Genomic DNA, 26,534 nt, shown 5'->3' with positions numbered 1-26,534 from the left:
CAACAACCTACTGCCTACTGGTCACATATTCTCCCGTATCTTCCGCACCAGCACCTCAAACAAAAACACCACGAGCGCAGCCATCAAAAAGGGCCAGCGGAGTGATGTTTCCTGCGTCTCTTTGCGTTTTGACGTCGAAATTGCCTTTTCGACAATGCTGTCAACGTCGTCTTTCGTGAACATCTCGCCACCGGTGACTGACACCAAATTTTTGAGGTCAGGGTTGATACCGAGCTTTTCGTATTCGCTGGGATAGCTCACGGCGATGACGTTGCCCAGCGCGTCGTAGAAGCCGATATCGCGCGGCGTGAAGCTTGCACGATACGTGTTTGTGTCAATTTTTTCAAAGGGGAATTTGTCAGAATGGGGAACCTTGTCGCTTCGCAAGGTGATGTCACCGCTGTCGCCCAGCCGGATATCTTCGGTGAACACCCCAAAGCCGCGCGTCTTGCTTGGGTCACCGATAACCCAGTTGATGATGCGAGTAAACACTTTTGCGTTCTGTGCAGACAGCAATGCCGCACCCCACTGGTGACCGTCATCCGTCGACAGCGCCGCAACGCGGCCCAAGCCGAATCGCCAGACGGTCACTAAAGGATCGCCCGCAGCAGTGGTGATGAGCATATTTGCGCTGGACTTGGGAACGACTTGGTTGAAGCCGGTCACTTCGCCGCTCAGCGTCAGCTCTTTGGTGATAAAATGATTTTCATTGAGTACCGTAAGCGTGAGGCCTTTTTTGTCTTCAGGATCGCCAAAAAGAATTTTTAGGTGCTGCTCCTGTGATGGCTGGAAATAAATTCCGCCGCCAACATTTGCTGCCTCTGACATGAATTTTTCGTTGGTCTTGCCGCCGACACCAACGGCGTAGGTTTTGATGCCGCCCAACTGCGCCATTTTAATTCGTGCAAGCGCCTCCACTGATTTAGTGGTCACACCATCGGAAATGAGGATTATGTTATTGCTTCCCTGAATGTTGATGAGCATGCGTTCTGCTTCTATGATGCCAGCCATGACGTTGGTTCCGCCGCCGTCTTTGAGCGATGATATCATCGAAATAAGTTCCTGCTTTTTGTCTTTGAGCGGCGTGACCGGAGAAATTTGGAACGCTTGAGAATTGAAGGCAACCACACCAACCCGATCTTTGTCGGTAATATCATCAAGCACTTTGACCGCGAGCGCTTTTTCAACATCAACCGCTTTTGTGCCGTCAGGGCCAAATCCTGCGCCGGTACTACCTGAAATATCAATAACAATGACGACGTTTGATTTGTCATCCGGCTTTTTTTCGCCCTTACCACTCTTCACCGGCAGCAAAAGCTCAAGCACGGAATCCTTGTAGCTGCCGAGGTCAAAACTATTTTCGCCGCCAACCACAAACAATCCGCCGCCGTCAGTCACATAATCAGTCAGAATGCTGACCTGATCAGAATTCATCGCCCCTGCTGCAACATTGTCAACAATAATAGCAGCATACGGCATCAAGGCTTCAGGCGACGAAAAGTATTGGCCGCTGCTCGCCGGCTCAACAACCGTAACCTCGTACAACTCCTGCAATTTTGCAGTCAGCGGCGTTGCCGGCGGCGCAACAAATAACACGTGCGGCTTGGGAAGCACATGAACGGTTTTATAGAACACGTTGTTTTGTGAAAAGGAATCATAGTTCGAGTCAATGACCAGTGTTGCGGTTATTTTATGCGGCCCCTGTTCGAGCTTTTTGGCGATTGGAAAAACACTTGAGCCGGTTGGCTGCGCTGTAATGACGGGAATGCCGTCGATATCAACAATAATTTTGTAGGGCACAACGCTGCCAACTTGTGAAACAGAAACAACCAGATCAATGTCACTTCCGAGAATTGCACCTCCAGGCCCCTGAATAGTAACAGATGTGTCTGCGCGCTGCGGCGCAAGGTCAAGCGCATTGATGGTCGTGTTCAGTTTTGATGCAAGCAACAGAACATCGCCAAGGTCACGGCCGTAGTTTGCATAGCCATCTGAAACAACAATAACACTGTCATCACCGTGGAGCGCCCCCAAAATGCCGTCACCAATCGGTGAACGGAGTCCGGAAGCAATGTCAACGCTTGACGTCGGAACGCGCTTTTCCAGTTTTGATTTCAGGTCTTTTGCAATCGTGAGCGAAGGGTCAAGAAGTTGGAATGAGGTCGATGCATCAGAGAGCACGAGAATTGCCGGCTCGCCTTCAATCTGTTTTTCTTTGAAAGTGTACGGAGCGGCGAGCGCGACAAAAAGCAAGAGCAGAGTGATAGAGCGCGTGATGACGATAAAAAAACGGAAGAAACGCAGTTGTTTTTTGTAGTCTTTTTTCTCTTCGCGTGTCGGGAAACGAACAAAATTAGTGTAGATGATAATCATGAAAACGAGTATTGCAGCGAGCACAAAGCCGAGCACATACGGGTATTTCAGGGGAAATTTTTTGATATATTCGAGCGCAAGAAAACGCAGGCCTTCAACTATTTTGACATGCTGCAACTGTTCGCTTAGTACTGCAACGGTTTCATTGAGCGCCATTAAAAGTCACCCCGATATTTTGAATAGAGGAGCTCCAAAAGCAAAAACGCCAGCGCGCCAATGAGCAAGTACAATTCAAGGCTGACCTGTTTTTCCTTGATAATTTTTTTTGGTGTGTATGAATCAGCAGTAAGAGTTTTAAATGACACGGTCTGGTACACGTCTGATTCTTTTTCGTCCACCAGATTCGCTGCGTGTTTCACGCCATTGATAATGTAGATTCCTGCATTGTCCATGATGAGTTTTGACGTCGTAATGCCAGCGTGCGGCGTCTGGATGGGAATTTCGTTGTCGAACGCAAAGATTTTTCCAGTCTTGTGGTTGAAGTTGTTGAGGCTTTCCACGCCCACCATAAAGTTGAGAATGCCATTCCAGAAAATTGGATAGGAAGGCGCATTTTTGAAATCGCTCTCGATGTCGTCAATGCCGTAGTACATCACTTTTCCGTTGTTGCTGGCGCCGGTTCTGCTGCCTTCGGGAGTGTAGGTTTTCAGCGCAATGAGCGGAGCGCCGCTGGTGGTCGCGGTGGCGAGAACAATGGTCGCGTTGTCTGCTTCTGCGCCGTAATGCGCCTTCACCGAGCCGAATTCAACATCTTTGGTGAATTGGTTTTCAACTGCTTTTCCAACCGTCGATTCGCCGAATGTTTGCTTCAGCGTGACCGGAAGAAGTTCGTTGAGCTTCAGCGCGCTGAGGTCTTCCTGATACGTGCCAATGAATGACTTGCCGCTCCGCACAAAGGCGCGTAGTTCGTCAACGGTGCCGGTCAGAATTTTGTTTGGGTCAACCTTATTAAAAACAACAATGTCGTATGCCTCTGGTGTGATACGGGGAATGATGGGTGGCTCTGACTCGGTAACCACGACATCGCCGGATGCTTCAAATGCAGTCTTGAGGAATTTGCTCGGCTTGTTGGAAATGATGAGCACTTTGATGCCACCCTTTTTCGGGTTGCTAATGAAAAGATAATTGTCTGCGGCGAGCGTGTCTGCGGAAAGCGCGTCAGAGCCCGGCGCGTTTTTCAGCGTGGCAACGGTCACGCCGCCCATGGTCGGAAAAGAGAGTGTTTCAAGGGAATGGGCAAGAACCCGCTTGGAAAATGCCTTTGCCGCGCCATCTTCATTTTTTACCTCGACAACAACATCCTTGTCTGCATCAAAATAATTTTTTATGGTGATGGATGTTTCAAGATTGCCAATGTTCATATCGGTAAATCCTATGTTTCCCGGAGCGCTTTTCTTTTTTCCTGCATCTTCAGCAACATTCACGAAATCAACCACAAGGCCCCTGGATTCAAGCATTGTTTTGATAACTTCAGGGTCAGCGCCCTCGGTCCACATGAAATCGCTGATGACAATGACACGGCCATCGAGCTGGGACTGTCCTGTTCCACCGACAAGGTCATTTGCCAGAATCATCGAATCACCGATATTCGTGCTGGTCTCTTTTGGGTTGAGGTGTGAAAGAATGTCGCGCGCTTTGCTTTCACTGCCCTTGTCCAACACAATAAGGGGCACGCTTTCAGCGAGGATGATTGACGTCGTGCCGCGCACATAGTCGGCTGCTGTTTTTATCGCAGTGTCAAACCGCACGCCGTTGTCATCCTTTGTCTGCATTGAGGCGGACACGTCGAGCACAATAATGGTATTTTCCGCAGTGGAGTCATACGTTGTGGAAATCAGCGGCGATGTCGCAGCTGCGGCGAGAAGCGCGATCAGCATCAATTGCAGGAAAAAAAGAACATTGGTGGTGAACTTTTTAAGGAACGTGCTTTTTTCACGGGTGCCTTTCTGTTTGATGAGAAACATCAATGAGGGAATTTTGACATCAATCATCTTCGGCCGGATCATGTAGAGCAGCACAAGGGCTGCAACGCCGGAAAACGCGTACCAGCCGAAGGGGTTGTCAAATTGAATAGGTGGAAATGCCATGGTGCCTCTTTTAGGTTAGAGATACGCGAATGAGGGTATTTAAAGTTTGTTGTGGAACACTCACCGCACCCACACAACATTTAAAAACTCAACCGCCTCAAATCAGAACATGACTTCGTGGAAAGTAAAACAAACAGTCAAGAAACTGCCGGCATTAAAAAATCCAATCCTTATCGAAGGGCTTCCGGGCATTGGCAACGTCGGCAAAGTTGCGGTTGATTTTATGATTGAAGAGCTCAAGGCAAAAAAAATTTATGAGCTCTTTTCGTATTCACTGCCGCACACGGTGTTTGTGCGTGAAGACAACCTCGTCGAACTGCCGAGCATTGAATTTTATCATGTCAAAGCAAAAACAAAAGGCGGCGCGCGCGACCTGCTGTTTCTCGCTGGTGACATCCAGCCCACCACTGAAGTCGCGTCGTATGAATTTTCTGAAACCGTGCTCAACCTTATGGTCGAACTGAAGTGTTATGAGCTCATTGCCATCGGCGGCATCGGCCTGCAGGATGAGCCGCAGAAACCGAAAGTGCTGTGCACGGGCACGAGCCACAAATATGTTCAGGAATTTATCAAAGGCACCACCGTTTCACCGAAACTGTATGGCATTGTCGGACCCATCATCGGCGCCACGGGCCTGCTGATTGGCATGGCAAAAGAAAAAAATATTGAAGGCGTCTGCCTGCTTGCTGAAACATTCGCGCATCCTCTTTATTTGGGAGTTAAAGGAAGCCAGGAAGTTCTTAAGGTGCTGGAAAAAAAATTACAGCTGAAAATGAACCTGAAAGCGCTGAACGAGGAAATCCAGCAGGTAGAAAAAGAAATCATGAAACGCACTGACCAGCTCACGCAGATGATGAAGAAGAATAAAGTGACTGAAACGAGTTATATTGGGTGAGAGGTGCTCGTTGTTTCGCCATCCATAACCGCCCGTGCAATCGTCTTGATGTCGGTTCTCATGCTTTTGACGTGGTCAATCGTGCGCGCCACTTCGACGAGCTCATTGCCGCGAATTGTTTCCAGATAATTTTTGCAAGTAAGCATACGCGCACTGTTCGTGTTGTCAATCAGATACGATGCCTCAAGGTCTTTCTTATAATACGCGGTCATGACGTCGGTGTAGTCGTTTTGAATCAGCGTCAAAATCTTGTGGAGCTCTTCTTTTGGCTTTTTGTGGATGGAAACATTTCGGAGGTGCCGCGCGATGCGCTTCTGCTGGTCGCCGATTTTTTCGAGGCGTGAAACAACCAGCCAGTCCTGAAGAAGGTCGCTGTTTGAAAGATTTAGTTTTTTTGCAAGCGCATTGTCGCTGAGCGCGGCCTTGATAACGCGAAATGCGAGAAACGCGAGCCTGTTCAGATCCATATCCCGCTCGACAATGCTTGTGTAATGGTCCTTGTTCAGGCTGTCGATGGCGTCAATAACCATCGAGCGCACGATGTTGTCCATGCGGCGAATGAGCGTGCCCACATTTATTTCGCCGATGTTAAGCAAGTCTTTCGCCGTGATTTTGTCAGAGGATTGGTGGATGATTTCAAGCCCTGTCAGATTGCGGAGAATGGTCTTGATGTGCGCCGCGTCCTGTTCGAGCCGACTGCCCTTGATGTCGATAACACCGTAGCCGTTGAGATACGATGAGACAATTTTGGTGCGAATGTAATCGAGGTCTTTGTCATCAGTGAGAATAACCGTGTGCTTGGGCTCTTCGTCTTTTTGGATTCTGGTCGGATAGACCAGCAATTCCGTTTTTTTGTCATCGAGCTGAACCACGTCGCCTTTTTTCAGCTTGTTTTGATTGATCCATGCCTTTGGCAGGGAGATGACAAATGACGAACTGCCAAACGCGATTATTTTTCTGCTTTCCATAGCGCACCCTCTTCAGCACGATATACTCCCCACCTAGCTATATATAATATAGAGAGAAAGTATATATTATAAATGTTTCTATCAAGCACATAAATAGAACAAGAGGATAGAACAACAGTAGAACAAAAGAAGGGGGTGGGAGTATGCGAATCGAAAAAGCAGGCGTGCCCGAACACTTGTGGGGTCAACGGCCGCTGTTTCAGACACACAAGCACATGCTCCGCTGGAAGCCGCGAAAAAATGAGCTGAACGCCGAGCAGGAATCATACCTTGAAGTTGACGACACAGAACAAAACTGGGACGTGCTGTTGGACAACGACGAGATGCAGCCGGAAGAAGCTGCGTTCATGCGCGGGTGGGATGATGCTAGATAAAACAGAGCGAGATATCCAGACCGATGTGCATAACGACCTGAACAAAACACACACTCACCACGAGCATGACGGCGAATGTGTTGCACATCAGTCGTACCATCTCATTTCTTCTTTTTTGTAAGATTTTATAAGAAACAGGGTGGGGAAAAAATCGAGCGGTGATTTAAAAAAGAAACTTTAAAAACACCATTCACCCAGATTCTATTCTGAGATGACGCACTTTCACCATATTCGAACAGTTTGCAGCGGCGTTCACCGGCTCGCAAAGAAACGTACGCACTGGAAAACCCATCTCGGATTTTTGTTCGCAGCGATTGGCTCTGCGGTTGGCTTGGGAAACATCTGGCGGTTCTCGTATGTCGCGGGACAGCACGGCGGCGGCGCGTTTCTGATTCCATATCTTCTGGTGATTTTGCTCTTCGGCATTCCGTTGCTGATGCTTGAACTTGCTGCGGGAAAAAAATTTAGGAATTCCACCATTCCGACGCTGCAAAAATTGCATCGCTGGGGAAGAAGCATTGGTTTCATCGCCATTGCCGGGCCGTTTGTTATCCTAACATACTACACCGTTGTGCTCGGTTGGACACTTGCGTACGCACTTTTTTTCCTTATCAACCGCCCGATGGTGTTCAGCGAGTTTACGCATACGCTCTACCCTGTCGGTTTTTTCGTGCTTGTTGTTGTGGGCACGGCATGGCTGGTCTCCCGCGGCATCCAGCGCGGCATTGAGCAAATTTGTAAAATAACAATTCCCTTGTTGTATGCCTCACTCTTGATACTTCTCATCCGCGCGCTCATGCTCCCGAACGCATACGAAGGAATTCTGTTTTTCCTCACGCCCAGTCTTGAAGCAGCAAAAAATCCATCACTGTGGCTCGCAGCAGTTGGCCAAGCGTTTTTCTCGCTCTCTATTGGATATGGCGTGTATTTGACGTATGCAAGCTATGAAAACCACAAAGACAGCATTCCGCTGTCTGCTATGGTGATTGCCATCGCTGACACGCTGGTTGCGTTTCTCGCCGGACTCATGATATTCGCGTTTGTGTTTGCGTACGGCATTGATCCGCGCTCGGGCCCTGAACTTGCGTTTGTGGTGTTTCCAAAAATATTTGGCGACATGACTGGAGGGAATATCTTTGCTGTTATTTTCTTCCTTGTACTTTTTGCCGCAGGGCTCGGCGCAACATTGTCAATGATCGAAGTGGTTGCCGCCGGCCTGATTGACGCGTGCGGCTACACGCGAAAAAAAGCAGTTGAACTCATCGCCGGCTTGGTGCTTCTCTTGGGTTTGCCGTCGGCACTAAGCTATGCTGGATACAAAATTACGCTTGCGGGAAAACCGTTCCTTGACGCTATTGACTGGTTCACGGGCACCTATTATCTGCCGTTTTCTGCCCTGCTGTTGTATTGGGTTATTGCATGGAAATGGAAACCGCAAGAATATCTCCGCATGATAAATGATGGCCATTGGCATATTCCACCGCAGTATATCTTCTGGATACAGTGGGTGATACCGGTTGTGCTTGCTGTGCTTCTCATCCGGGGAGTTGGTGGCGCATGAAAATTCTCGCGTTTACCGACACGCATGGAAACATGAAACCGTTGGAGCACTTGCAAAAAGTGATTCAGCAGGAACAAAGAAAAAAACTGCCGATTGATGTTGCCGTGTGTTGTGGTGATTTCACGATTTTCGGCCAGAAGATGAAATCACAGCTGAAAAAAATGAATGATCTTGGGATTCCTGTTGTCGTCATACATGGCAACCACGAATCTGCATCACTCGTGCGCAAAGAGAGCGCGCTGTACAAGAATATTACCATGGTTGACCGCACCATGTGCCGCTTTGGAAATACGGTTTTTATGGGCTATGGCGGCGGCGGATTTGCGCTCACGGACACAACATTTCTCCGCTGGGGAAAAGAACAATTCAAAAAAATAAAAAAAGACGACAAGGTTGTCCTGCTGTTCCACGGTCCGCCCCACGGCACGAATCTTGACTTAGTAGGTGGAGGGCACTGCGGCAACAAGGATTACACTTTTTTTATCCGTGAACACCACAAACAGCTCTATCTCGTTCTTGCCGGACACATTCATGAATGCAACGGCCAGATGGACAAAATAAAAGATGTTGTTGTTGCGAACCCAGGGCCGAATGGACGGCTGTTTGAGATTAAATAGGATGGGTAGAACAGATTAGTAAAAGATTAGTTGGGCGGATCGCCTGATCGGACATGGACAGTTGGACTATCTACTTCTGATTTATAGGCAGCCCATTCTGCTGGTGAAGAGAAATGAACACGCGAGTCAAAGAGGACTTTAATAACAAATCCGAGACCACCAAGAACATGTTGCTGTTGGAGCTCACCAAACTTTTCTACGACTGACTCTTTGGAAGAATCTGAACCGTATTTTGCATAGCCAATCAGTGCAGGCTGAAAATCAGCAAACCACGAAACCATCATATGATGATATCTTTTTCCTTGTTCAAGAGCTGAGGTTATGGTATCCTTGTTGAAGTTGTTGTCAGGTTTTGGAAAACGTAATGCGTTAAGCTGCCTGCCTAACGTAGCTATCGCTTTGTTGAGATTGACGCTTAGTCTGTACAGCTCTCGAGGGGTAGCTGATGATGGATTGAACGAGTCAGGGAGATAATGCTCGAGCAATTGGATATTTCCTCCAACGCCCAATAAACAATCACCAAGATGGGGCTGTTGAGAATACAGTTGTGCATACGTGTCAAGACTCATGAAATGAATGAGAAAAGAAGAGATATAAAAACTTTGTGCACATGCTTAAAAAGAGTTAAAAAGAATCATTCAGAATTACTCGCGTACCAAAAACTTACTTCTTTACCAAAACTCTAAACTTGTGGTAGGTCGTTGCAGAAGGGTGCATGTCAACCGCATCATAACTTTTGATGCCCTGCTTCTTTGCCCACGCATGCGCTGCTTCACTCGTCTTAAACGTCTTCGGCCGTTTTAGGCGATTCCGCCCTATTGTTTTGTCGTGCCGGTTACTCCAGAGTGTGTTTCCCATACAAGGTATTCTAAGGGGGTTCTTTTTAAGGTTTGTGGTTTTTTGAGAGGCGTTCTGAAAATTCTACTGTTTTTGTCGCCTGTTTTACCGCTGCATTCAAGAAAATCTGGCGTTCGTCTTTCAGCCGCTTGATTTCGGCGTTTTTTTTCTGAAGCTCGGCAAGCAGGCCATTTTTCATTCGCCCATAGTCAGTTTGATGCGCCGTATGTTTTTTCTGCTGTGCCCCAACCACAAAAAACGAGCCGATGAGCGCGGCGACAACAAGAAAAAGGCGGACGAAAAAAAGCAATGAAAAAGTTGGGTGAATTAATACCTCAAAGAGAAAACTAACCAGAAGAACAACAACCAGACTGTACCACACAAAAAAGAGGCGCATGATGGGATAAGGATACGGGAGTATTTAAAGAGTTATTCTCTCAATCCTCTATAATCCTCAAGTATAATCATGTCAACTTCTTTCGTGTTTTTGACTGAATAACATTTTCCCTTGCCCACTTCAACAATTTTTTGAGCAAGCGCGCCGCCTTCTTTCGTCAGCCCAAGGCCGATGACTGAAATGGTAATGCCCTGATTCGCCGCAACACACGCCGCCTCAATCGTTTCTTTTTCAGGATCACTGCTATTGGCTGTTGCCGTCGGCAGCGCGTCGGTAAGAATAATGAGATGCTTCGCCGCGTTTCTGCCAAACAATTCGCATGCCTTGAAAATAGTCCGTGCAATGTTGGTCTGGCGCGATGCCTTGACGCATGTCAGGACCGAGAGAATCCGCACGAAATCAAGAGACGGAGGAACTTCAGCGATAACGTCGTCTGAAAATAAAATCAACCCCACCTTGTCCTTGTTCTGAATCGCCTTGTACGCCAACGCAACGCCTGCTTTTTTTGCGTGAGAAAGTTTTTCACCTTTCATCGAAACAGACGCGTCAACTGCGTAGATGATTTCAAATGTGCCTCGACTTTGGCGCTCAAATGATTTCAAATCTTTTTCATGCAGAACAGCATGGCCGCGGCGAATGGCAGTGGTGATTGATTTTTTGATGGCGATGTCGCGGTATCGGTCGTGTTTCGCAAAAGGTTTGATGGCTGCCTTGCTGCCATACACATTTTTCTTTTCGCTCACGTGCTCGCCCCACGACGATTTTGGCACGAGCCGATCAAGCTCTTCAAGGCAGATAACAAGAGAGGCAAGCGTGATACCTTTGTCCGTAACGGTACCGTCCTTGGAAATCAGCTGGCTGGCACGAAGCCCTGAAACTGTGTCTTTGAGTTTTTTCTTAATCTCCCGTTGGAATTCAGGAATGCCGATATTTTTTTCGATGTAATTTGGATCGTAGCCAGTAAGAAGCTGGATCAAACGCTCACCATACAGTTGCTCAGCCATGCGGTAATCCCGCACGAGTTTCTCGAACATGATATCGGGAGAAAACGCGCCGATGCTCTGGTTAAATGCCGCTTCAATAATTTTTCCTTTTTCAATAGAAGTCTGGTCGTTTTCAAGCACTGAATGCATGAGCTTGTTGAGCTCAGGGTCAGACTTCAGTTTGCCGAACAATTCGTTAATGGCCTCTTTCTGCGCAACAGGCACGTTTTTTATTTTTTCGTCGTCTTCTTCAAGCTCAGGAACACTACCCATCACCACCGCGTTTAGCCGAAGAAAACTTTTCGAGCTCTTCGGAGACAAGCTCTTCCGGCGATTGGATGTATTGAGCTGATGGCTTCAGTTTTATTCTGTGCGCAAGCACAGATACGGCAACAGCGCGAACGTCGTCAAATGTCACTGCTGTTCTGCCTTCGAGCAGCGCGTTGGTCTGGCTGCGCTCATACAGACCGATGCTCCCGCGCACACCCGGCACTTTTTCGAGCTTCTCATTCTCGCGCAGCAGGCGCACAAAGCCGACCATAAAATCAAGAACACGCACCGGGACAGTTGCTTCACTTTTGAGGCCTTTTTCGACGACAATTGCTGATTCGACGGCGTGCGTTTCAGGATAGCTCATGTGGATAATGTCAAAACGGTCGAGCAGGACATCGGACAGTTTTTCCGTCGAGCTGTCCTGCGGGTTCATGGTGCCAATGAAGATGAAGCGCGCAGGAATTTCAACATCGTAGCTACCGAGTGTTGCCGTGCCTTCTTCAAGGACTTGGAGCAGCGCGTTCTGCAGCTTTTCAGGGCAGCGGTTCAACTCGTCAAAAAAAAGAACGCCGTTGTTGGCTTTGAAGATTTTTCCCGGCGTGAACGCCTCGATACTCAGCGCGCCAGACTTCAGTGCCTTGACCGGGTCAATGTCACCAAGCAGGTCTTCGACCGTGAGGTCGGGGCTTCCTTGGATTCTGACAAAGCGCTGGCTGCCGCTGATTTTTTTTGTTTTTTGTGTGGTATGTGCGCGGCACTCGGGGCATACCGGCGCTGATGGAAGGCAGTGGTACGGGCACGCGTTGACGGCGAGTTCCGGCAACAGTTTCGCAACATTTTTTGCCAGCGTTGTTTTTCCCACGCCTGCCGGGCCAATAATGATGATGTGGCGTTTGGCAAGAAGGGCAGACTTGAGCTGCTGCTTGACGCTGTTCTGCCCTTTGATGTCGTCAAATGGTTCGTTGATAAGATTTTTCAGGAGCATGGCCTTTGTTCAGGAGCACGGATATTTAAGCTTTTGGTAGTTGTTTTAATAGAACCGGTTTTTAGTCGACAAAAAATTCGTGTTCCGACACAACCGGAATTAGTCCGGATTTCTATGCTTTTTTCGGAAATCTTCCGGCGCCGCCGAAAAGGTTCCGAACTATTCGGAAATTTTCCGGATTTTTTGCAGGAAGGCATATTAAGAACATTCACTTAGAGAAATAAAAAAGAAGAAAAAAACGGCGTCGCATAACCTGACGCACAAAGCTGAATCCCAGATTACCACATAGTAAACTGATATAAAAAACTTTCGTTCACACTCACGGCGGCGTAGCATAACCTGGTAATGCACGAGGCTGAATCCCTCGATGCCTAACGGCTATCTGGGTTCAAACTTCATGCAACAGTATGTGCATGGGTGAATATCCCAGCGCCGCCGTGTCTTTTTTATGACTAATTTTATAAACTCTAAAACTACAAAAGCAGATATGTCTCACGCATTCAAGCACCATCCCCTGTATCACGCCCATCTGAAGGAGTATTTTCCGGTCATGAAGCGGCGCCTGTATGCATGGTACCCGCTGCTTGTTATTGTGTACGGGCTGGTCAAGTTATTTGAAGTCGTAATTCTGACATCGCCTGCGCCGAATGAAATGCTCGCGTATGTGTTTGTTGATGTGAGCATGGTGTGGCTGGTGTTTAATCTGGCGTTGTTCATCCGGTTTTTGACCGGCGGGTTTGAGCCAATTGCGTTTGTCATGCCAATTTATTACGTCGTGGATTACCTGCTGTCGCTGGTGTTTGGCTATCTTCTTGCATCACTGTACGGCTTCCAGACGCTCGCTGGCCAGACATGGTTTATTGTGCTCACGGCAGTATTTGTGGCATTTGAAATCGGGTTTGGGTTGTATTTGATATTTAGAAGATTGTGAAAAAGCAAGGTACCGAAGGGTTTAAATATAATCATTTATTTTTTAGGAATAATGACTCTTGACGATTTAACGGATGATCTGTATTGTTTATTTGATGATTTTTTAGATGGAGCAGGTAATTTTTTTGACCAGGTAATGGAACATCCTGTCATTACAACACTTCATTACGGGTTGGGTGCTGATATTGCACGAGCCGGAGAGAAAACAAGGCAAAAACTCTTTAAACAGAGGTATACCCAAAAAGAGTTAGAAGCGAAATTAGGAAGCCACCATGCATTCCAATTATGGAGAACCCTATATCTGCGATGGCCGGCTGTTGCAGCAGATATCTCTTTTCTTTCTGGCGCATGGACAGCTGAAAATGGTAAGACATGGATATATTCCGCAGGAATAGCGCACGGCCTTGAGTTTGCGTGTGTAATGCTCAACAAAGCGTTTAATCTGAAAGATATCATACTAGGGGTCACTGAGGCCATAAATAACTATGGTGCAAGAGCGAGTGCAGGGTGGGAAATGGCCAAGGAGTACTATGACGGGCTTGCAGGAGTAGCATATCAGGTGAATCCCTTCCATGCGCCAATTCCAAGTAAAAAAAATAGAGAGAAAAAGAGAAAAGAGCTCGTACCAGTCGATATAACTATGGAACAAGCATACAGCCGTCTCGGCATTGCAGAAACAGCATCACCAGATGATATTAGAGCAAGTTACCGCAGGATTGCACTGGAAACACATCCCGACCGACATTCGAAAGACCCAGAAAAAGAAGCAAGATTTAAACGGACAACAGAGGCGTATAAACTGGTGCGCAGGGCTCGCGGATTCTAAAAAGGTTAATAGGACGAATTAGCAGGTTCATCAAGAATGACTTCTTGTTCACTCGGCGGCTCGCCGGGCAGTGGTTCATCACCAATGGCTGCTGTTTCATCAACTGAAGGAACTGCAGGGATATCAGCAGGCACGGGTTCTGTGGTCGGCGCAGAATCGGGCAAAGAGGGCGCAGGAGTTTCTTTATTTTCAACCTGCCGAACGCAGCCAATAAGGAAAATAGTCAGAAGCAGTGCCATGAAAACGGCGATGATATTTTGACGGCTGATCACAAGCTCACCTCTCCTTTTGCTGGATTATACGAATGATTGGAAGACAAGAATTGATGATATTAGTATATAAATATTGTGGTTAGTGTGGAGAAATGGTACACCAGATTAGTAATTCTTCTTATTCTTCCCGCGCAGCTCGACCTTTTTCAGGCGTTCCAGCACTGCAGCTGCAAAGGGATGTGTTTTCTGGTAGGCGTCAAGGATTGAATCATAGCACGGGCGGAATACTTCTGAATGTTTCGCCTCAAGCGCCTCGCGGAGCACGTGCAAATCAACCGCGCGGTCTTCTTCAGTCTCGGAAAACGCGCTCAATCCAAAGTCAATGAGATGGATTTTTTTCTGTGCGAGAATCATGTTTGACGTGGTCAAATCACCATGCACAATGCCCGCTGCGTGGAGACGGCCAATAAGGGTGCCAATTTCAGCGCCGTGCGCAACCGGATTATCGTTGAGGATGGTACGCATCACGGGACCTTGCAGTGCACTCATCAGAAGTTCGTGACGCTCGTCGTCAATGGCGTGGAGCCGTGGCGCGGGAAATCCCACGTCGCCAAGTTTTGACAAAACCTTTGCCTCGCGGCGGGTTCTGAATTGCTGTAATGAGTGGTCTATCTGCGGATGTCTGTATGATTTTGAGAGCCGCTGTTTCAGCACGCCGTCGGCGGTGCGGGACACGGTTGCCTCGGCACCTTGTGAAATGACATCGTTCATAAACAAAAGAAAAGAACAGGGGTTTATTATGTTTGCTATTCAGAATTGGATAAAAGAAAAAAATAATATCTATTACTCGTGCGTTGGCCGTAATTCAGCCCCTGATTCAGCCAGAAATTGTTCTAAAGCAGGAATAGCGTTTAATGGCATGCCATCTGGATCTTCGATTAATTCCTCGTGTGCAGAAGAAAGCAATGCACTTGCTTGGCGGCGAACGTGTTCGGAGTTGTTTGTATTTCGGTAGATAGCAAGAGCAGCTTCAAGGGGTTTTTGGACGCCTACGGTGTCGCGCCGATTGTAAAAATCATATTCAGCTCGAGCAATCTGTACTGAGGGCTTATCAGCTTCAGGAGCAACAAGAAACGCTGCCTCAAGATATGATGCGGCGTGTTCAACATCGCCAAGTGCATCATAGGCGCGCGCAATGGTGACAAAGCCAGCTGATTCTTTTCCTTCACCGTACAGTTTAATGCCATCCTCAATTTTCTGGTATGCAGCCTTTTTTTCAACGCCTGTAAGGCGATCAAGAGAGTGAACATACTCGACAGAATCTACGGGAACAACAGGAATGCGAGGCATAGAACTTCGAATCGTGTCTTCAAGTGCACGCACCGCTTGTTTCGGATCAGTAAGACCCTGTAATGAGGCCAAAAATGAATTGACGTCCATAGGTTTCACCAGGTATATTTTTTATAGTTTTTTTATATTTTTTCTTCAACGTCCTTTTTATTGTTTTTGGAAATGAAAAGTAAAATAAAATTATATATCGCGTTGGATTCTGCGGCACCAGCTTTCAGCGCGTGATTTCAAGCGCGTGATGTCAGAGTATTGAATGTCGTCAAAGTTGTCAAGCTCTTCGCGGGCTTCGTCAACCTGATCTTTTGCGTAATCAACACGCTCCATTTCAGTGCGCGTGCGATTCTGGTCGCCTGCAGCAATGGCTGTATTCAGGTCAGCTTCTCGTTCGTCAAGCCGACGTTGATAACGATTCACGGTGTCAATAAGGTCTTCCCGCTCATTGCGCAGGTCGCGCTCTTGGCGTGAAGCAAAGGAAAGCACTGAAGGGCAATTTTGGATGGTAAGTTTGCTGATGTCATTCAGGATAGTCCCATAGACTGCGTCTGTGTCGATAGGGATAGTGGCGTTCTGCTGGTTAATGTGGCTCTGTAAGGTTTTGTTCTGGTTGGTCACCAGTTCCAAATCCTGCTGGAGCTGCTTAATCCGCTGTTCAGCATTTTGGCTTTTGAGCTGGTTTTCTTCCAGTGTTTTGGTAACATTGACAAGGTTGGTTTTGAATTCGGCAACTTGTGTATGCGCAGCAAGGTTCTGCTGCTGAATGCTGAAAAGCCCGACTGCCGCAATGGTTGCAATAAGCACCATAATGGCGACGGATACCAGTGTTATTTTGAACATATCTTCCATAGTGAGGCCTCCTCTTTTGGCTCTTGTAGATAAGGAAAGAGCCGCAGGTATTTAAACCTTTCGTTTAATAGTTACTTAGAAGTGGTAACCACAGGAAGGTTTATATAGGGGGAGGGATGTTAGCGGCAAGAATATGAACCTTACCGACCTTATTGACCTCAACCGTGTTGAAATTCTGGAAGAGACAGAAGATGAATATAAAGTGAGATATGGTGAATCAGAATATACCATAGAAAAGAGCGGCGAAAATGAGTGGCAAGGAGGAAGCGCACAGCCAACCGGAAAGGGAATGGCTCTTTCCCAAGGCCTCGAACAGCGCCTTGTGCCGGAAAGCGGCATTTTTCAAGATGAAGAGGTGCCAGCAGCGTACAAGGAAGTGATGATGTTCCACGAAATTCGCGAGCAGTGGTATGTTCAAGAAAAGGGCCTTGAAACTGAACTCGCCCACGAACTCACGTTGAATGATGAAATCTCGTATGTTCTGAAATTCTTTGACAAGAAGGAAGCACAGTCATATCTGAAATTTGCGGAAAAATATCGAGAAGAACGGCGCCCGGCGTATGAAGAAAAAGAGGGTGAAGAGGAATCCCCTCGAACGCTTGCATCGATACAAAGAGAACGAGACTGTATACGGGAATCATTTGATTCGCGCATATCTTTTGCCGCAAGGCAAGGAAATTTCGAAGGAGTCGCCTACGAAGAAAGGTGTAGAGATGCATACCTCACCGCTCTGGACCAGCTCGCTGCAGAAATACGAACGAGAACAAAGGAGAAATAAGTATGAACCACCAAACCACCAGAATGGCAAGGTATCTCGGATTAGGCGCGCTTATCGGCACATTGCTCACCGGCAAGGCTCAAGCGAATCAAGCAAATGACAACGATCTTGGCAACGCCATGAAACAAGTTGCTGAAGCGATGAAGGGATGTGTTGAACCGATACCCCCTGTTTACCAGAGGCAGTTGGATAGATGGTATAAAGCAAACAGTGTTGATGGAAAAAAGAGCCTCGAAGTTTTATGGATTGACGGCAATGAAACAACGCCGGCGGATGGCAAAGTCGGACCGGGTGACCAGTTAGAATTTCATTTGGATAATACCGAACATTATCCAGAACGGTATGTCCAATATATCGTGATGCGAATTAATCAGAATGAGCAGTATGATGTAATCGGATACATATTCGGGCCAAAATTTGAAACAATGAGATACCTTGATCTCATCAAAAAAAATGTAGAGTTAGCATGCAAACTGGTTTCTTGAATAAGACACGACGGCGCTGGGAATTTCACCCTGAACGCTGATGTCTCAAGAGTTTTGAACCCAGAAATCCCTTTCAGGAAAAGAGTTTCTGACGCTCTCCCGCAACCAGGTTGCGGATCGCCGCCGTGAGCGTGAACAAAAGATTTTTATAGTTTGGTTGGTTAATTTCATTGTTTCTGACGCTCTTGCACAACAGTGCATCGCCGTTTTTTATTTTTTGATTCAAAAAATAAGCGCAGGGGCTGGGATTTTCACCCAGTGCATACTCAAGTACACACGGCTTTGAACCCAGATAGCCCGTTAAGGCAACCAAGGTCTGAGCTTGGCGCAATACCGGATTATGCGACCCCTGCATACGAAAGGTATTTATATTCAAACCAATTTGTTACATTGGTCTGAGCTTGGTGTCGCCTGATTATGCGGCTTTTTCTTTCTTTTTTTAAGATACTCTTCTTAATATGCCTTCCTGCAAAAAAATCGGAAGATTTCCGGCAAGTTCGGAACCTTTCCGGCTGCACCGAAAGATTTTCGGAAAAAAGCAAAAATGCCGAAAAATCTCCGGAAACGCCGGAAAACTATTTTTGTGACGAGGAGAAAGAAAAAAATTCAGGTTAGAAAACGAGAATTTGAGTTTTAGCACTGATTCTTATTATGCGCGCAGCGCTGTTTTTTCCGGAGGAAAAAACGTCGTGTACAACAGTTTTTTTGGCGAAGCCAAAAAAAATGTTGATGCGGGTGGCGAGATTTGAACTCGTGACATCCACGTTATGAGCGTGGCGCTCTAACCGGGCTGAGCTACACCCGCGCAGGAGAACCAAAGACGAGCAGTTATTTATAAAGATATTCTTCGGCTGCGAGAGAAGCAGTGTTTTGATTGTCAAAAATTGTGCAAAGTATTATTATCGTATCTCTTATGCATCGCGCAAACATTCTCTTCGATACCCTTCACCGTCGGATTGGTGCAAGGCAACATCTTCAGGAACGAGCATCCCCAGTTTGTCAAAGACCGGCTTACCATGGATTCCTTCAGGCCGGTGTCCGCCTGCCTTTGCCAAGTCTTCACGTGAAACATAGTTTATGCGCAGCGGACCTGAAAGAATATTAAGGGGATTATAGGTTACCAGATGTGATTCCAGAGCGCACGCAACAAGATCTTTGGCAAGCGGAAAGGGTATAACAGGCGCAATGATATCAAACGAGCCATCATAATAAAAGTCATGTCGACGGCGAAACTGTTCAGGAACAGGCTGGAGCGTTTCATGCATATCAGGAGCAAAAAAGGGCTGGAGACCGAGTTCATATTCGACTTTGAGACCATCATACGAAAGAGTCGCACGAAAATAATGATCCTGCTCAACAACTTCCCGTCGGGCAAGAGGAAAACCAAGTTGATGAGAAAGAAGGCGTTCTACCTCCAACACAACATATGCAATGCCATGGCGAACATTGAAAAGAGGTTCTGGTGTTTCACCGTGGTCGTTCTCTTCATGGCCCAACAAAAAAGTAGGCACGACTTCAAGAAAAAGCATTTCAGCCAAAGGTACTTCCTTGGCAGTTCTAGATCGTCGAGTTACTCCGAAAACCATAGATACATAAAAGTGAGCGGAGTATATAAAATTTGTTACGATTCAGATATGCTAATCTCCACAGTCCACCGCAACAATCTTTAAATATCCCCACACTATGTGCAATGCAAGGTGGTTCGATGAAAAGAGTGATAGGAATCAGCGTATCGGTTATATTCACCATTCTTCTCTGTTCAGGTATCGCAGCAGCATACACCCAACTCGAGGTCTATCAGGATCGATGCTATGCCGATGGCTCGATCAGCGTAACGGTCGTCAATGGAAAAAACGAGCCCATAAACCTCAATGAAACAAAACTATTGGTGCAGAACGCTTACGCACGCAACAAAACATTTTCACCTGAAGGACGATGGACCAAACCGGTCACGTATTACAATATGACGTCAGGAAAAGCACAGGAAAGCACATTTATCAGCAATGAGGATTTAATTACTGAACCGGGTGATTATCATATATTTATCAACTATGCTGGCTGCAGGCAAGGACGCTGCACCACTGCTGCAACCGTAAAAAATTGCCTTGCGCACAGCATCGACTGCTACAAATACAAGCCGCTGGTTTATAGCTGCTCCATTGACCCGGAAGAACGGATGGCATACGTCAGCTTTGGCGGCGAAAAAAATAAATTTTTCACTGAAGTTGACCCGGCGCGTGACCTGATTTATTACATAACCAGCGACCAGCGCGACCTGCAAGGAGTTCGACGGGTTGAAGGAGTATCATTTAGCAAACTGGGCGATGTTCGCGAAATGCGCTTCCCGCTGCTCAAAGATGAAACAATAAATGATGTTGCAATTGTGCACAACCGCTGTCAGAGCCGATATCAAGAGCAAAAAAGAATCGTGTGCTCAATAGTTCAACGCGCAGGAGCACGCGGCATCAACAATGCGCTCCGCGGCGAACAAACAAGTGTAGAAGTGCCACCACCCGCGCAACAAACGGCACCAGCACCGCCAGAGATCAAGGCACAGCAAGAACTGGTTGAGAAAATCATTAACAAAAAAGAAGAAGAGAACCAGCAGAAAGTTGCGCAGGTCAAGCAGGAACTTGAAAATACCAAAGCAGAGCTTGATGCGTACAAACAAGCGAACCAACCAGCAGCGCAACCAATCCCGATACCAACCGCCGTTCCTGTAATAACCGGCGCGGCAACCGGAGCCGGAGCACGCGACGGTGTCCCAACCAGTTTCATCGTCTTAGTTGCGCTCGTAGTCATCGGCATCCTTGTCTTTATTGCGACAAACATGTATTCGAAAAAGAAAAATAAAGAAGAGCAAAAGAAAAAGAAAGACGACGAGCGCAAGGAAAAGAGTTTCGGATTTGGGGATTAGATTTTAGGATTAGCACAAACAATTTAAATCAGCAGTTTACTCATCTGTTCCATGAAAAAGAATCCCTACCTTCTGCCGGATACCGCCAAGCCGAGAGAATATGTTCTTGAAATAACCCCGGACTTCCAGAAGGGGACGTTCACTGGCAAAGAAGATATTCTCATCACCATCGGAAAAAAAACAAAGACTATTGTTCTCCATGCAAAGGATGTGGTGATTGACCGTGCATCGCTGCCAAATATGCCGGCTGCAAACATTGAATACGACGAAACCATGCAAACAGTCGTTCTTTCATTTCCAAAACCAGTGTCTGAAGGAAACACCATTCTAATGCTCGCGTTCCACGGCACGCTGCGGAATGACCTGCGTGGCTTCTACAAAAGCAAATATACAGTGAGCGGCAAAGAAAAAATCATGGCCACCACGCAGTTTGAGGCAACCGATGCCCGCACCTGCTTCCCCTGTTTTGATGAGCCAGCGCAAAAAGCAATTTTTGGCGTAACGCTTGTCGTGCCAAAAGAGCTAACAGCAATTTCAAACATGCCTATAAAAAAAGAAACACCGCTCGGACAGACAAAGCGCGTCGAGTTTGAAAAAACACCGATTATGTCAACGTATCTGCTTGCGTTTCTCATTGCCGAATTTGAGGGCATTGAGCAAAAAACAAAAGACAATGTGCTGGTGCGCGTCTTCACCACGCCCGGCAGAAAAGAGCAAGGGCGGTTTGCATTGGACGTCGCGGTAAAATCACTTGAGTATTATCATGATTATTTTGGTGTGCCCTATCCGCTGCCAAAACTTGACCTGATTGCCGTGCCGGATTTCGAATCCGGCGCCATGGAAAATTGGGGCGCCGTCACGTACCGGGAAACAGCACTGCTTATTGACGAGAAAAATTCTGCAGCAGCGGCAAAACAGCGCGTCGCCATCGTCGTTGCGCATGAACTGGCTCACCAGTGGTTCGGCAACCTTGTGACGATGCATTGGTGGGACGACCTCTGGCTCAATGAGGGCTTTGCGTCATGGATGGAGTACAAAGCTGTTGACCATATGTTCCCCAATTGGGATATGTGGACGCAGTTTTACACCGAAGATGTTGACACGGCCTTATCGCTTGACGGCCTTGAAACAAGCCATCCGATTGAAGTGCCAGTTATCAATCCTGAAGAGATTGGTGAAATATTTGACGCGGTGAGCTACAGCAAAGGCGCGTGCATTATTCACATGCTTGAGCAGTACCTTGGACCAGATACGTTCAGAAAAGGTTTGCAACACTATGTGAAACAGTTTAGTTATGCAAATACGGTGACCAACGATTTGTGGAAGTCGCTTGAGGATGCTTCCGGCAAACCGGTTAAAAAAATGATGGAGACCTGGACCAAGCAGATGGGTTACCCTGTTGTTTCAGCCACGGTAAAAAACAACACGCTGACACTAAGCCAACAACACTTTTTGTACACAGGAAAAAAGGATACAACACGATGGCATATTCCGATTGCCGTGCAGCAGAGCGGGGAAAAAACATACCATGACATGCACGAAAAGAAAATGGTGATTGCCGGAGTGCATGAGGCAACAGTAACGGTTAATCCGTCACAGGTCGGCTTTTACCGCGTCTCGTACGATGACGCGTTGCTTGAACAGCAGAAAAAGCTATTTTCAGACATGACGATTCTTGACAAGGCAAGCATGCAGGGAAACCAGTACGCACTCGCCCGAAGCGGATACCGTTCGAGTACTGTTTTTTTAGATATGCTTCCACTGTACACCGAAGAAACTGATTACACAATCTGGGCTGAAATTGTGGCAAATCTCGGCGAGATAAAATTCCTGCTTGCCCACACCCCGCTCAAAGAGCCACTGGACTTGTTCAGCAGAAAACTGGTCGGTTCAATTCTTGGAAAGGTAGGTTGGGATGAGAAAAAAACAGAAGAACACACCACGATTCTGCTGCGTGCAGTTATTCTCGGCACTACGGGGCTCAGCGGTGATGAAACAGTCATCAAAGAAGCGCAGCGGCGCTTTGAAGCGCACCGAGCCAATAAAAATATGAACCCGAACCTGCGCAGCGTCGTGTACGCAGTGACTGCACGAAACGGCGGACGAAAAGAATACGACCAACTCAAACAATTGTACCGCGAAGCGCCGCTACAGGAAGAAAAAATGCGGCTGTTGGGAGCATTGACCATGTTCAAGCAGGAAGACCTGCTGCAAGAAACTCTTGCCTTTACGCTCTCGCCTGAAGTCCGCTCGCAAGACATCATCAGTGGGATGGCGCGGGTGGCGGCAAACAGCTACGGCACAGCGTTGGCTTGGGACTTTTTCAAAAAAAACTGGGATGAAATCAAGAAACGCTACGGCGACGGCGGCCACATGCTTGGCCGACTGATTAAAGAGTTATGCTCGCGGTTTTCAACGCCTGAAAAGGCAACTGAGATTACTGAATTTTTCAAGGCACATCCGGTGCCGTCTGCAAAACGAGCCATTGCACAATCGCTCGAAGCGATACGCATTAACCACGCGTTTGTTGAGAAGAGCAGAAAAGAGATTGAGATGTGGATAGGGAAGAGATAAAAAAGAATAAAACGCCGCAGCTCGGATGTAAACCAATCTTTTTTTGCTGCGCAAAAAAAGCTTGCACAACGATTGGCGAGCTCCTCGCGTTGCTCGGAGCTCACCGAACTGGCTGCGTATCGACGTGCTCCAGACCCCGAGCCTCTGACCTCAGACAAAAATGTACGCCGCAGCTCGGATTTGAACCGAGAAATCCTCACGGAAGCCGGTTTTCGAGACCGGTGCACTACCAGATTATGCGACTGCGGCAATAGGAACAAAAAGAGAGCTGCCCCTTTTTATACTTTCTGGAATCTATAACTTTTTAAATAGTATCATTCAGTTTCTTGTTTTTGACATGATGCCTTACATTATCGGTTTTGCAGGCGGTTCTGGTTCTGGAAAGACAACAGCAGTTAATCTCGTCGCTGAACATTTTCGCTCTGCTGGTGTTGAAACACTTGTTCTTGGATTTGATAATTATTACCGAGACCAAAGCTATCTAACACCGGCTGAACGCGCACAACTGGATTATGACAATCCGGACACGCTTGACCTTGCGCTGCTGCGGGAGAATGTAATCAGGCTGCGCGACGGTGCATTTTCAGTCGAAGAGCCGCAGTATGATTTTAAAACCCATACGCGAAGACGACTGCCAGAATTAGGAAAACCTGAAAATGAATGCTCGTATCAGAACGTTGCACGGTTGACAAAACCGGTAATTATCGTCGACGGATTGTTTACTTTACTGCTTGAAAAAGAAGGTGAAGAAGAACCAGTTCTGCATTATCAAATATTTATGGAAACAAAAGGAGATATGTGTCTCGAACGGCGCACCATCCGAGACTTGGAATACCGCGGGCGTTCTCGGCGAAGAACCGCAGAGCAATGGCAGGCAACCGTCAAACCGGGATATCTACGATTTGTACGAGCACAACGGGAACAAGCCGATGAGATAGTCAGTTGGGACCATCCCGAAGAAGAAAATCAAAAACAGGGAAGAGAATTATTTGAGCGTCTTTGGAGACGGTACACTGATTTCCAAGAGTATCTTACTTCTTCCCGAACTGCTTCTTCAACTGGTTTGTAAGTTGCTCGACCTGTTTGGCATCGACGTTGCCCAGCGGGCGCGGGTCAAGCACAGAATCTGGCTTGTTCGCCTTGTCAAGCATGAAGCCCAAGAAATCTTTTGGTGCGCTCTTTTTTGGTTGTTCCATTTCTCAATCAGAGAGGTAGAAGTTTATAAAGTTTTTCGTTGAATATTTATTTTAAAAAACGGGCTCAGAGGGATGTAAACCAACATTTTTTTGCTAACGCAAAAAACTGTTGCGAACGACAAAACGAGTTTTCTCCGAAGGAGAAAACAACGCTGCGCACACATTCGTACGATGTACGACCCTACGACATACGAATTACCAACCAAAATACGGGCTCAGAGGGATGTAAACCAATCTTTTTTTGCGCAGCAAAAAAAGCTTGAACAACGGGGCGAGCTCCTCGCGTTGCTCGGAGCTCACCAAACAGGCAACGTGTCAACGTGCCCCAGACCTCAAACTTCTAACAAAAATACGGGCTCAGAGGGATTTGAACCCCCGACCCTTGGATTAAGAGTCCAATGCTCTACCAGGCTGAGCTATGAGCCCACTGAACCACCATTTTTGGCCAGATGAATATAAAGGTTTCGACTCGAACAAAGAAACGGCGCACGAGAAAATAAGGGGAGTGGAATAAAAATAACAAAAAAGAGAGGAAAATGAATTTACTTCATTTTCCCAATTTTGAACATTTTAGTGCTGCACTTGGTGCATTTGCCTTTGACGCAGTCGCGGCCGTTGGCCATTTTTGCTGCTTTGGCATCTGCCATTTCGGATGCGTGTTTACATTTCATGCAATATCCCGTTACCGTTACCATGGTTGAAACCTCCTCTTATACCCCCGAAATTCTTGATGCCTATAAGCACAAAAGGGGCTTTGACGCTATTCATGCGGTTTCGTATTATAAATGTTCTCATATTTTTGAGTGAAACGGTGCCAGATGAACCACGATTTTGTTATTACTTTAAAGATGAAAAAACCAAGAAGCAAAAAAAAGAAAAAATGCGCCAGCCGGGACTTTCGCGTGACTTGCTGTCACTTTCGAACCCGGATCAGAGCCTTGGGAAGGCCCTATCCTAGCCGTTAGACTACTGGCGCGACGCGAGATCAGAACCAGAGAACATTAAATAATTATCGCACGACTCGTACGAAACGGTACTCCACCCCAACAAAGTTTATAAATGGCCTGTTTATGGCGTTTCATCGCAGGGGCACGACGAAATGATCTCTCAAACTACCACTATTAACCAAGGCGCGTCCTTACCACGTTTTTTAGAAGAACAAGGAAATGATTCTGCGTTACAGAAAATTATTCTCGCGGTTGCTGAATCGTGCAAGAAAATTAGGGCGCACATCAGCATACAAAGTGGCGCAGCGATTCAACAAACGAATCCGTCGGGCGAACAACAAGTAGGGTTGGATTACGTTGCAGACAATGTTCTTACTGCCAACCTCAAAGAAACAGGAGTGGTGCGGCAGTGCGCTTCTGAAGAACAGAAAGACGTTATGCTGTTTTCTCCCGCAGCGCCGTACTCGGTCGTATTTGACCCTCTTGACGGCTCCTCGCTAATTGAAGTTAATCTTTCCATCGGAACAATTGTTGGAATTCACCAGGGAGATATCGTGTTGGGAGGAAAACGCAATCTCGTTGCAGCGCTTTATGTAGTATATGGGCCGCTGACAACGCTCGTGTTCAGCACGGGAAAAGGAGTGCATCAATTTTCGTTAGCTCCGAACGGAGATTTTGTGCTCGAAACAGAGCACGTCAAACTGAACAACAAGGGCTCGCTGTATGCCATCGGAGGATTAAGAAAAGAGTGGACGCCAGCACACGCTCGGCTCATTGATTCGCTCGAAGAAGAAGGATACAAATTACGATATAGCGGCGGACTGGTTCCTGATGTTCATCAAATTCTGCTCAAAGGCGGCGGGCTGTTTACGTATCCTGCATTGCGCGACGCACCGGATGGAAAACTGCGCTTGCTGTTTGAAATAGAGCCACTCGCGTTTATTATGCAACAAGCAGGAGGCCGCGGATCAAATGGACAGATACCTGTTCTTTCAGTTGGTACAAAAGATCTCCACCAGCGGGTTCCTGCATACCTCGGAAGCAGGTATGAAGTTGAAAAAGCAGAGATGATGATACAAGAACGGGTACAACGAACGAGCAAGAGTGAGGTGAGTGAGATGGAGAG

At 47.1% G+C, this 26,534-nt stretch carries 27 protein-coding genes, 6 tRNA genes and 1 pseudogene; 14 read left to right on the top strand and 20 right to left on the bottom strand.

Annotated features, from left to right (window positions below; genetic code table 11):
* Nucleotides 1–21: 21 nt before the first annotated feature.
* Both Q7R76_03170 and Q7R76_03165 read right to left on the bottom strand, forming a co-directional pair.
* Complete coding sequence (locus Q7R76_03170; protein MDO8642565.1) at nucleotides 22–2,529, bottom strand: VWA domain-containing protein; 2,508 nt, start codon at nucleotides 2,527–2,529, stop codon at nucleotides 22–24.
* Entirely contained in the window at nucleotides 2,529–4,460 is a 1,932-nt protein-coding gene (locus tag Q7R76_03165; protein ID MDO8642564.1) for a VWA domain-containing protein, read from the bottom strand. Before Q7R76_03165 ends, Q7R76_03170 begins: the two co-directional genes overlap by 1 nt.
* Before the next feature lie 109 nt (nucleotides 4,461–4,569).
* Here Q7R76_03165 and Q7R76_03160 point away from each other — a divergent pair, with 109 nt between their 5' ends.
* A complete protein-coding gene (locus Q7R76_03160) occupies nucleotides 4,570–5,355 on the top strand; it encodes a PAC2 family protein (protein MDO8642563.1) in 786 nt (261 codons plus the stop codon).
* Here Q7R76_03160 and Q7R76_03155 read toward each other — a convergent pair.
* Nucleotides 5,343–6,323 carry a phosphate uptake regulator PhoU gene (locus Q7R76_03155; GenBank protein MDO8642562.1) on the bottom strand — a complete coding sequence of 327 codons (981 nt, stop codon included), beginning with the start codon at nucleotides 6,321–6,323 and terminating at the stop codon, nucleotides 5,343–5,345. The two genes, Q7R76_03160 and Q7R76_03155, sit on opposite strands and share 13 nt — an antisense overlap.
* Nucleotides 6,324–6,466: 143 nt before the next feature.
* Between Q7R76_03155 and Q7R76_03150 the strand changes: the two genes are divergently transcribed.
* The 4 genes from Q7R76_03150 (at nucleotide 6,467) to Q7R76_03135 (ending at nucleotide 8,875) form a co-directional block, all read left to right on the top strand.
* Entirely contained in the window at nucleotides 6,467–6,697 is a 231-nt protein-coding gene (locus Q7R76_03150) for a hypothetical protein (protein MDO8642561.1), read from the top strand.
* The gene (locus tag Q7R76_03145; GenBank protein MDO8642560.1) at nucleotides 6,687–6,818 is read left to right on the top strand and encodes a hypothetical protein; all 132 of its coding nucleotides are present in this window, start codon (nucleotides 6,687–6,689) and stop codon (nucleotides 6,816–6,818) included. Before Q7R76_03150 ends, Q7R76_03145 begins: the two co-directional genes overlap by 11 nt.
* A 90-nt stretch (nucleotides 6,819–6,908) precedes the next feature.
* Complete coding sequence (locus tag Q7R76_03140) at nucleotides 6,909–8,258, top strand: sodium-dependent transporter (protein ID MDO8642559.1); 1,350 nt, start codon at nucleotides 6,909–6,911, stop codon at nucleotides 8,256–8,258.
* Entirely contained in the window at nucleotides 8,255–8,875 is a 621-nt protein-coding gene (locus Q7R76_03135) for a metallophosphoesterase (protein MDO8642558.1), read from the top strand. Before Q7R76_03140 ends, Q7R76_03135 begins: the two co-directional genes overlap by 4 nt.
* 26 nt (nucleotides 8,876–8,901) lie before the next feature.
* On the opposite strand, the gene Q7R76_03130 is transcribed toward Q7R76_03135, so the two are convergent.
* From Q7R76_03130 to Q7R76_03110, 5 genes are all read right to left on the bottom strand, one after another.
* The gene (locus Q7R76_03130) at nucleotides 8,902–9,444 is read right to left on the bottom strand and encodes a hypothetical protein (protein MDO8642557.1); all 543 of its coding nucleotides are present in this window, start codon (nucleotides 9,442–9,444) and stop codon (nucleotides 8,902–8,904) included.
* A gap of 94 nt (nucleotides 9,445–9,538) precedes the next feature.
* Entirely contained in the window at nucleotides 9,539–9,733 is a 195-nt protein-coding gene (locus Q7R76_03125; protein MDO8642556.1) for a hypothetical protein, read from the bottom strand.
* A 25-nt stretch (nucleotides 9,734–9,758) separates the two neighbouring features.
* Entirely contained in the window at nucleotides 9,759–10,109 is a 351-nt protein-coding gene (locus Q7R76_03120; protein MDO8642555.1) for a hypothetical protein, read from the bottom strand.
* A gap of 32 nt (nucleotides 10,110–10,141) precedes the next feature.
* On the bottom strand, nucleotides 10,142–11,365 hold the full coding sequence (locus Q7R76_03115) for a VWA domain-containing protein (protein MDO8642554.1): 1,224 nt from the start codon (nucleotides 11,363–11,365) through the stop codon (nucleotides 10,142–10,144).
* The gene (locus tag Q7R76_03110; protein ID MDO8642553.1) at nucleotides 11,358–12,350 is read right to left on the bottom strand and encodes an ATP-binding protein; all 993 of its coding nucleotides are present in this window, start codon (nucleotides 12,348–12,350) and stop codon (nucleotides 11,358–11,360) included. The genes Q7R76_03115 and Q7R76_03110 overlap by 8 nt, the downstream gene beginning before the upstream one ends.
* A gap of 323 nt (nucleotides 12,351–12,673) precedes the next feature.
* On the opposite strand from Q7R76_03110, the gene Q7R76_03105 reads away from it, so the two are divergent.
* The 3 genes from Q7R76_03105 (at nucleotide 12,674) to Q7R76_03095 (ending at nucleotide 14,106) form a co-directional block, all read left to right on the top strand.
* A tRNA-Phe gene (locus Q7R76_03105) sits at nucleotides 12,674–12,788 on the top strand.
* A gap of 49 nt (nucleotides 12,789–12,837) precedes the next feature.
* Nucleotides 12,838–13,281 (top strand): hypothetical protein, encoded by a 444-nt coding sequence (locus Q7R76_03100; GenBank protein ID MDO8642552.1) that lies wholly within the window; start codon nucleotides 12,838–12,840, stop codon nucleotides 13,279–13,281.
* 51 nt (nucleotides 13,282–13,332) lie between these two features.
* On the top strand, nucleotides 13,333–14,106 hold the full coding sequence (locus tag Q7R76_03095) for a J domain-containing protein (protein ID MDO8642551.1): 774 nt from the start codon (nucleotides 13,333–13,335) through the stop codon (nucleotides 14,104–14,106).
* Nucleotides 14,107–14,111: 5 nt separating this feature from the next.
* Here Q7R76_03095 and Q7R76_03090 read toward each other — a convergent pair whose 3' ends face one another.
* The 4 genes from Q7R76_03090 to Q7R76_03075 all read right to left on the bottom strand — a co-directional run bounded on the left by Q7R76_03090 (nucleotide 14,112) and on the right by Q7R76_03075 (nucleotide 16,511).
* The gene (locus Q7R76_03090; protein ID MDO8642550.1) at nucleotides 14,112–14,378 is read right to left on the bottom strand and encodes an OadG family protein; all 267 of its coding nucleotides are present in this window, start codon (nucleotides 14,376–14,378) and stop codon (nucleotides 14,112–14,114) included.
* A 105-nt stretch (nucleotides 14,379–14,483) separates the two neighbouring features.
* Complete coding sequence (locus Q7R76_03085; GenBank protein MDO8642549.1) at nucleotides 14,484–15,089, bottom strand: KEOPS complex kinase/ATPase Bud32; 606 nt, start codon at nucleotides 15,087–15,089, stop codon at nucleotides 14,484–14,486.
* A 72-nt stretch (nucleotides 15,090–15,161) separates the two neighbouring features.
* Nucleotides 15,162–15,767 (bottom strand): hypothetical protein, encoded by a 606-nt coding sequence (locus Q7R76_03080; GenBank protein ID MDO8642548.1) that lies wholly within the window; start codon nucleotides 15,765–15,767, stop codon nucleotides 15,162–15,164.
* Nucleotides 15,768–15,848: 81 nt separating this feature from the next.
* The gene (locus Q7R76_03075; GenBank protein MDO8642547.1) at nucleotides 15,849–16,511 is read right to left on the bottom strand and encodes a hypothetical protein; all 663 of its coding nucleotides are present in this window, start codon (nucleotides 16,509–16,511) and stop codon (nucleotides 15,849–15,851) included.
* 133 nt (nucleotides 16,512–16,644) lie between these two features.
* Here Q7R76_03075 and Q7R76_03070 point away from each other — a divergent pair, with 133 nt between their 5' ends.
* Together Q7R76_03070 and Q7R76_03065 are read left to right on the top strand one after the other, a co-directional pair.
* Nucleotides 16,645–17,289 (top strand): hypothetical protein, encoded by a 645-nt coding sequence (locus tag Q7R76_03070; GenBank protein MDO8642546.1) that lies wholly within the window; start codon nucleotides 16,645–16,647, stop codon nucleotides 17,287–17,289.
* Nucleotides 17,290–17,291: 2 nt separating this feature from the next.
* Nucleotides 17,292–17,774: a hypothetical protein gene (locus Q7R76_03065; protein ID MDO8642545.1), complete on the top strand. Its 483-nt coding sequence runs from the start codon at nucleotides 17,292–17,294 to the stop codon at nucleotides 17,772–17,774.
* Between the two features lie 234 nt (nucleotides 17,775–18,008).
* On the opposite strand, the gene Q7R76_03060 is transcribed toward Q7R76_03065, so the two are convergent.
* From Q7R76_03060 to Q7R76_03050, 3 genes are all read right to left on the bottom strand, one after another.
* Nucleotides 18,009–18,127, bottom strand: a tRNA-Leu gene (locus tag Q7R76_03060).
* A 377-nt stretch (nucleotides 18,128–18,504) separates the two neighbouring features.
* Nucleotides 18,505–18,579, bottom strand: a tRNA-Met gene (locus tag Q7R76_03055).
* A gap of 106 nt (nucleotides 18,580–18,685) precedes the next feature.
* The gene (locus Q7R76_03050; GenBank protein MDO8642544.1) at nucleotides 18,686–19,360 is read right to left on the bottom strand and encodes a hypothetical protein; all 675 of its coding nucleotides are present in this window, start codon (nucleotides 19,358–19,360) and stop codon (nucleotides 18,686–18,688) included.
* 119 nt (nucleotides 19,361–19,479) lie between these two features.
* On the opposite strand from Q7R76_03050, the gene Q7R76_03045 reads away from it, so the two are divergent.
* Both Q7R76_03045 and Q7R76_03040 read left to right on the top strand, forming a co-directional pair.
* Nucleotides 19,480–20,691: a hypothetical protein gene (locus Q7R76_03045; protein MDO8642543.1), complete on the top strand. Its 1,212-nt coding sequence runs from the start codon at nucleotides 19,480–19,482 to the stop codon at nucleotides 20,689–20,691.
* A gap of 51 nt (nucleotides 20,692–20,742) precedes the next feature.
* The gene (locus tag Q7R76_03040) at nucleotides 20,743–23,265 is read left to right on the top strand and encodes a M1 family metallopeptidase (GenBank protein ID MDO8642542.1); all 2,523 of its coding nucleotides are present in this window, start codon (nucleotides 20,743–20,745) and stop codon (nucleotides 23,263–23,265) included.
* 165 nt (nucleotides 23,266–23,430) lie between these two features.
* Here Q7R76_03040 and Q7R76_03035 read toward each other — a convergent pair.
* A tRNA-Ser gene (locus tag Q7R76_03035) sits at nucleotides 23,431–23,514 on the bottom strand.
* Between the two features lie 88 nt (nucleotides 23,515–23,602).
* Between Q7R76_03035 and Q7R76_03030 the strand changes: the two genes are divergently transcribed.
* On the top strand, nucleotides 23,603–24,334 hold the full coding sequence (locus tag Q7R76_03030; GenBank protein ID MDO8642541.1) for a hypothetical protein: 732 nt from the start codon (nucleotides 23,603–23,605) through the stop codon (nucleotides 24,332–24,334).
* Here Q7R76_03030 and Q7R76_03025 read toward each other — a convergent pair.
* The 4 genes from Q7R76_03025 to Q7R76_03010 all read right to left on the bottom strand — a co-directional run bounded on the left by Q7R76_03025 (nucleotide 24,297) and on the right by Q7R76_03010 (nucleotide 25,437).
* A complete protein-coding gene (locus Q7R76_03025) occupies nucleotides 24,297–24,461 on the bottom strand; it encodes a hypothetical protein (GenBank protein MDO8642540.1) in 165 nt (54 codons plus the stop codon). The genes Q7R76_03030 and Q7R76_03025 overlap by 38 nt on opposite strands.
* A gap of 352 nt (nucleotides 24,462–24,813) precedes the next feature.
* Nucleotides 24,814–24,887 (bottom strand) — tRNA-Lys (locus Q7R76_03020).
* Nucleotides 24,888–25,003: 116 nt separating this feature from the next.
* Nucleotides 25,004–25,156, bottom strand: a complete 153-nt coding sequence (locus Q7R76_03015) for a DUF5679 domain-containing protein (protein MDO8642539.1) — start codon at nucleotides 25,154–25,156, stop codon at nucleotides 25,004–25,006.
* A 186-nt stretch (nucleotides 25,157–25,342) separates the two neighbouring features.
* Nucleotides 25,343–25,437: transfer RNA gene (locus Q7R76_03010), tRNA-Gly, on the bottom strand.
* 123 nt (nucleotides 25,438–25,560) lie between these two features.
* On the opposite strand from Q7R76_03010, the pseudogene Q7R76_03005 reads away from it, so the two are divergent.
* Nucleotides 25,561–26,472 (top strand): annotated as a pseudogene (locus Q7R76_03005) (class 1 fructose-bisphosphatase).
* Nucleotides 26,473–26,534: the final 62 nt, after the last annotated feature.

Source organism: Candidatus Woesearchaeota archaeon, assembly GCA_030651375.1.
GTDB lineage: Archaea > Nanobdellota > Nanobdellia > Woesearchaeales > UBA12501 > JAUSFM01.
This window is presented reverse-complemented; position numbering and strand designations above follow the sequence as displayed.

Excerpts from the sequence above, each read along its gene's own strand:
- Q7R76_03170 (MDO8642565.1), bottom strand. The coding sequence starts at position 2,529 with ATGGCGCTCAATGAAACCGTTGCAGTACTAAGCGAACAGTTGCAGCAT.
- Q7R76_03165 (MDO8642564.1), bottom strand. The coding sequence starts at position 4,460 with ATGGCATTTCCACCTATTCAATTTGACAACCCCTTCGGCTGGTACGCG.
- Q7R76_03160 (MDO8642563.1), top strand. The coding sequence starts at position 4,570 with ATGACTTCGTGGAAAGTAAAACAAACAGTCAAGAAACTGCCGGCATTA.
- Q7R76_03155 (MDO8642562.1), bottom strand. The coding sequence starts at position 6,323 with ATGGAAAGCAGAAAAATAATCGCGTTTGGCAGTTCGTCATTTGTCATC.
- Q7R76_03150 (MDO8642561.1), top strand. The coding sequence starts at position 6,467 with ATGCGAATCGAAAAAGCAGGCGTGCCCGAACACTTGTGGGGTCAACGG.
- Q7R76_03145 (MDO8642560.1), top strand. The coding sequence starts at position 6,687 with ATGCTAGATAAAACAGAGCGAGATATCCAGACCGATGTGCATAACGAC.
- Q7R76_03140 (MDO8642559.1), top strand. The coding sequence starts at position 6,909 with ATGACGCACTTTCACCATATTCGAACAGTTTGCAGCGGCGTTCACCGG.
- Q7R76_03135 (MDO8642558.1), top strand. The coding sequence starts at position 8,255 with ATGAAAATTCTCGCGTTTACCGACACGCATGGAAACATGAAACCGTTG.
- Q7R76_03130 (MDO8642557.1), bottom strand. The coding sequence starts at position 9,444 with ATGAGTCTTGACACGTATGCACAACTGTATTCTCAACAGCCCCATCTT.
- Q7R76_03125 (MDO8642556.1), bottom strand. The coding sequence starts at position 9,733 with ATGGGAAACACACTCTGGAGTAACCGGCACGACAAAACAATAGGGCGG.
- Q7R76_03120 (MDO8642555.1), bottom strand. The coding sequence starts at position 10,109 with ATGCGCCTCTTTTTTGTGTGGTACAGTCTGGTTGTTGTTCTTCTGGTT.
- Q7R76_03115 (MDO8642554.1), bottom strand. The coding sequence starts at position 11,365 with ATGGGTAGTGTTCCTGAGCTTGAAGAAGACGACGAAAAAATAAAAAAC.
- Q7R76_03110 (MDO8642553.1), bottom strand. The coding sequence starts at position 12,350 with ATGCTCCTGAAAAATCTTATCAACGAACCATTTGACGACATCAAAGGG.
- Q7R76_03100 (MDO8642552.1), top strand. The coding sequence starts at position 12,838 with ATGTCTCACGCATTCAAGCACCATCCCCTGTATCACGCCCATCTGAAG.
- Q7R76_03095 (MDO8642551.1), top strand. The coding sequence starts at position 13,333 with ATGACTCTTGACGATTTAACGGATGATCTGTATTGTTTATTTGATGAT.
- Q7R76_03085 (MDO8642549.1), bottom strand. The coding sequence starts at position 15,089 with ATGAACGATGTCATTTCACAAGGTGCCGAGGCAACCGTGTCCCGCACC.
- Q7R76_03075 (MDO8642547.1), bottom strand. The coding sequence starts at position 16,511 with ATGGAAGATATGTTCAAAATAACACTGGTATCCGTCGCCATTATGGTG.
- Q7R76_03070 (MDO8642546.1), top strand. The coding sequence starts at position 16,645 with ATGAACCTTACCGACCTTATTGACCTCAACCGTGTTGAAATTCTGGAA.
- Q7R76_03065 (MDO8642545.1), top strand. The coding sequence starts at position 17,292 with ATGAACCACCAAACCACCAGAATGGCAAGGTATCTCGGATTAGGCGCG.
- Q7R76_03050 (MDO8642544.1), bottom strand. The coding sequence starts at position 19,360 with ATGGTTTTCGGAGTAACTCGACGATCTAGAACTGCCAAGGAAGTACCT.
- Q7R76_03045 (MDO8642543.1), top strand. The coding sequence starts at position 19,480 with ATGAAAAGAGTGATAGGAATCAGCGTATCGGTTATATTCACCATTCTT.
- Q7R76_03040 (MDO8642542.1), top strand. The coding sequence starts at position 20,743 with ATGAAAAAGAATCCCTACCTTCTGCCGGATACCGCCAAGCCGAGAGAA.
- Q7R76_03030 (MDO8642541.1), top strand. The coding sequence starts at position 23,603 with ATGATGCCTTACATTATCGGTTTTGCAGGCGGTTCTGGTTCTGGAAAG.
- Q7R76_03025 (MDO8642540.1), bottom strand. The coding sequence starts at position 24,461 with ATGGAACAACCAAAAAAGAGCGCACCAAAAGATTTCTTGGGCTTCATG.
- Q7R76_03015 (MDO8642539.1), bottom strand. The coding sequence starts at position 25,156 with ATGGTAACGGTAACGGGATATTGCATGAAATGTAAACACGCATCCGAA.